Raw genomic sequence first — 4883 nt, forward strand, 5'->3', positions numbered from 1 at the left:
CCGTCGACCCCGACGTGTAGATCACGTAAGCGGAGGTGTCGGGGGCCGTGGCCTCCCGTACCGCCTCGGCCCCGGACGGGTCGTCAAGCACGGCCACCACAGCCGGGTCGTCCAAGAGCAGACGCGGAATCCCGGTTGTGGGGGGGAGATGGTCGGCGGACTCCGCCATGGTGAGGATGAGTTTCGGTGCGGCATCCCGGAGCATGTACGCGAGCCGGTCGGCCGGGTACTCCGTGTCCAGCGGAAGATACGCCGCACCCGCCTTCCACACCGCAAGCAACGCCACCACCAGATCCACCGACCTCGGCAACGCCACCGCCACAAAGCACTCAGGCCCCACCCCACACTCGACCAGCAAGCGCGCCAGACGCCCAGCGCACTCGTCCAACTCCGCGTACGACAGCGACGCACCACCCGCGACCACCGCCACCGCATCCGGCGTGCGGGCCACCCGCTCCTCGAAGAGCTCCACCACCGACCGGCCCGGCACCTCACACGCCGTGTCATTCCACTCGCTCAGGATCGACCGGGCCTCGGCCTCGTCCAACAGGTCGACACGGGTCACGGGGGCAGTCGGCTCGGCCACGGCCTCGGTGAGGAGCCGGAGGAGTCGCTCCGTGAGGGTCTGCGCCGCAGCTCGGTCGAACAGGTCGGTGCTGAACTCCAGGACACCGTTGAGAGCGCGCACCTGCCCGCGCTCGTCATGGCTCTCGGTGAAGCCGAAGGCGAGGTCGAACTTGGCCACGGACGTATCGACCTGCTGCCGTTCGGCGGTGAGCCCCGGAAGACCGTCCAGAGAGTCCAAGGCTCCCTGGTAGTCGGTGTTGTTGAGGGTCAGCAGCACCTGGAAGAGCGGGTGACGGGCCAGTGAGCGCTCGGGGTTCAGCACCTCGACCAACCGTTCGAAGGGCAGGTCCTGATGGGCGTACGCGCCGAGGTTCGTCTCACGGACACGGTGGAGGAGCTCGGCGAAGCTCGGGTTCCCCGATGTGTCCGTGCGCAGCACCAGTGTGTTCAGGAAGACGCCGACCAGGTCGTCGAGCGAGGTGTCGGTGCGGCCGGCGATCGGTGTGCCGATGGGAATGTCCGCACCCGCGCCGAGCCGCGTGAGGAGGGCGGCGAGGGCTGCCTGAAGCACCATGAAGGGGCTGGCCTGCGCCTCGCGGGCCACGTCGCTGATCCGCGCGTACAGATCCGGGGACACCTGGAAGGGGACGCGGTCTCCTCGGTAGGAGGCGGCGGAGGGCCGCGGCCGGTCGTACGGTAGCTCGAGTTGATCCGGAAGGCCCGCCAGTGCCCGGCTCCAGTAATCGAGCTGACGCGAGATCTCACTGCCGTGGTCGAACTCGTCGCCGAGGACTTCGCGCTGCCAGAGGCTGTAGTCGGCGTACTGGACCGGCAGCGGCTCGCGCACGGGAGCCTGACCGGTAGTGACACGGGCCGCGTACGCCGCCGCCACGTCACGCGCCAGCGGGGCGCGCGACCACGCATCGCTCACAATGTGGTGCGTCAGGGCGAGCAGCACATGCTCCTCCTCCGCGACCGCGAACAGAACGGCACGGAAGGGGGTCTCGGCGGCGAGGTCAAAAGGACGGGCCGCCGCAACGGCCAGGGCCTCATCCAGCCGCTGCTCGTCGGTCTCCACAACGGGAAGCTCTGTACGAACCTGGTCAGCGGGCAGGACGATCTGCCGGGAGCCGTCGGCGTCCTCGGTGAACACCGTGCGCAGGCTTTCGTGGCGTGCGACCACATCGCCCAAGGCCAGGCGCAGCGCCTCCCGGTCCAGATGGCCGGTCAGTCTGAGGGCGACCGGCGCATTGTAAGTAGCGCTGGGGCCCTCGAACTGGTTGAGGAACCACAGGCGCTGCTGGGCATACGACAGCGGAATGCGGTCCGGGCGCGGGTCGGCCGCGATCACACGGCGGCGCACGGCATCGGTCGCCAGCGCGCTGGAGACACCGGCGACGGTGGGGGTCTCGAAGAGCTGCCGGATGGGCAGCTCCGCGCCCAGGACGCTGCGGATCCGGCTCACCAGCCGGGTGGCCAGGAGCGAATGCCCACCCAGACGGAAGAAGTCGTCATCGATGGTGACCGACTCCACGCCCAGCACCTCCGCGAACAGACCACACAGGATCTCCTCACGCGGCGAGCGCGGGGCACGGCCTGCCGTGCCCTCCGGGCCGTAGTCGGGCGCGGGCAGGGCACGCCGGTCCAGCTTCCCGTTCGGCGTCAGCGGAAGTGCCTCCAGAGTGACGAACGCCGAGGGCACCATGTAATCCGGCAACAGGCCGGCGGCATGCTCCCGCAGAGCCGCTTCCGAGACCGTGGGACCCGCCACCACATAGGCGACCAGACGCTGATCCCCGGGCCGGTCCTCACGGACCATCACCGCAGCCTGAGCGACCTCGGCATGCGAGGCGAGCACGGCCTGGATCTCCCCCAGCTCAATGCGGAAACCACGCACCTTGACCTGGTCATCGACCCGGCCCACATACACCAGCTGCCCATCGGCGTTCCAGCGCGCCAGATCCCCGGTGCGATACATCCGCGCCCCCGCCGGACCAAACGGGTCAGCGGTAAACCGCTCCGCCGTCAGATCCGGACGGTCCCAGTAACCCCGCGCCAGGACCACGCCGGCCACATACAGCTCACCAGCCACCCCCGGCGGCACCAGCCGCAACGAGGCATCCAGCACATACGCCCGGGTGTTCCAGAACGGCCGCCCGATCGGCACCGGGCCCGCCCCCACCACAGCACCAGGCTCGAGCCGGTAGTCGGTGCAGTTGACCGTCGCCTCCGTCGGACCATACGCGTTCACGACCGTCACGCCCGGATGCGCAGCCCGCCAGGACGCCAGCGCCTCCCCCACCAGCGCCTCACCACCGGTGATCAACGTCCCCGACGGCGACACACCCTCCGGCAGCGCCTCCAACAAACCCAGGTGCGAGGGAGTGACCTTTATGAACGACGGCTGTCCGGCAGACGCAGCGTGCTCATCGAGTTCGCCGAGGACCACCCGGCCACCACTGACCAGCGGGGTGTACAACGCGGTCACCGTCAGGTCGAACGCCACAGAGGAGTGCAGCAGCGCCGTCCCCGAGGCATCCGGATACACCTCCCGCGCCCGCTCCAGATACGCCCCCACCGATCCGTGCTCAACCACGACACCCTTGGGACGACCCGTCGAACCCGACGTGTAAATCACATAGGCCGGAAGCGACAGCTCCCGCACTCCCTCAACCGGCGCATCCGAGTACTCCTGCGCCTCAGCCAGCACCGACGGGTCATCCACGACCAGCACCGGCCGCGCGTCACCCAGAATGTGTGCTCTCCGCTCCGCCGGATACTCCGGATCCACCGGAACATACGCCCCACCCGCCTTGAGCACACCCAGCAGCACCACCACCAACTCCACCGACCGGGGCAACACCACCCCCACAAAACGCTCAGGCCCAACCCCCTGGCCTGCCAACCACCGAGCCACCCGGTTCGACCACGCGTCCAACTCCCCATACTTCAGCCGGACATCGCCACACACCACGGCAACCGCATCCGGCGCCCGGCACACCTGCTCCCCGAACAGCACCGGCAACGACACACCCCGCACACCCCGAGACACACCATTCCACTCGACAAGCACCCGCTCCCGCTCCACCGCCTCAAGCAACTCCACCTCACCGATACGGCGGTCGGGGTCGTCCGCCAACGCGGTCAGGACACGGACGAAACGCTCTGCGATGCTCTGCGCGGTGGCCCGGTCGAACAGGTCCGTGCTGAAGTCCAACGCCCCCTCCAGCACCACACCCCCGTCCACCTCACCGCGACGCTCCGCAAGCCGGAACGACAGATCGAACTTCGCCGCCCCCGCAGCCACCGGCTCACCCGTCACCGTCAGACCCGGCAATGAAGCGACAGCCGACGCCGCGCCCTGCTCCGTGTTGTTCAACGTCAACATCGTCTGGAACAGCGGATGCCGCGACAACGAACGCTGCGGATTGACCACCTCCACCAGCCGCTCGAAGGGCAGATCCTGATACGCGTACGCCTCCAGATCCCGCACCCGCACCCGCTCGATCAACTCCGCGAAGGTCGGATCACCGGAGGTGTCCGTCCGCAACACCAACGTGTTCACGAAGAAGCCGACCAGCTCGTCCAGCGCGTCGTCGGTGCGGCCGGCCACAGAGGTGCCCAGCGGGATGTCCGTCCCCGCGCCCAGCCGCGTCAGCAGCGTCGACAGCGCAGCCTGCACCACCATGAACAGGCTGGCGCGGCTCTCGCGGGCAATCCGCGTCAGCCGCTGGTGCAGCTCCGGATCGAGGTCGAGGGTGACCGCGTCGCCCTGGTGGGAGGCCACCGCCGGGCGGGGGCGGTCGTAGGGCAGCGACAGCTCCTCGGGGAGATCCGCCAACGCCGCCTTCCAGTAGGCCAGCTGGCGGGTGATCTCGCTGTCGGCGTCGTCCTCCGCACCCAGCATCTCGCGCTGCCAGATGCTGTAGTCCGCGTACTGCACCGGCAGCGGCTCCCACCCGGGAGCGTCACCGGAGCTGACCCGCGCCGCGTAGGCGCTCGTCAGGTCACGGGCCAGCGGGCCCATCGACCACGCGTCACTCGCGATGTGGTGCGCGACCACCAGCAGCACGTACTCATCGCCGCCAAGCTCGAACAGCCACACCCGCAACGGTCCTTCCGACCGAAGCTGGAAGGCGTGTCGGGCCGCGGTGAGGAGTTCGGCAGGCAGTTGGGGCTCGTCGGTTCGTACAACGTTGAGCGCAACATCCGCCGAGTCCCGGACCACCTGGTACGGGCCGTCGGCGTCCTCCGCGAACAGCGTGCGCAGGCTCTCATGCCGGGCCACCACATCACCCAGCGCCTGCCGCAACGCG

1 protein-coding gene is annotated in these 4883 nt (G+C 69.0%); it reads right to left on the reverse strand.

Annotated features, from left to right (window positions below; genetic code table 11):
- On the reverse strand, window positions 1-4858 hold a 4858-nt coding region (locus ABZU99_RS34770), incomplete at its 3' end, for an amino acid adenylation domain-containing protein (RefSeq protein WP_356228178.1).
- Window positions 4859-4883: the final 25 nt, after the last annotated feature.

The organism is Streptomyces sp. NPDC005266 (genome assembly GCF_040607655.1).
Classification (GTDB): Bacteria; Actinomycetota; Actinomycetes; order Streptomycetales; family Streptomycetaceae; genus Streptomyces.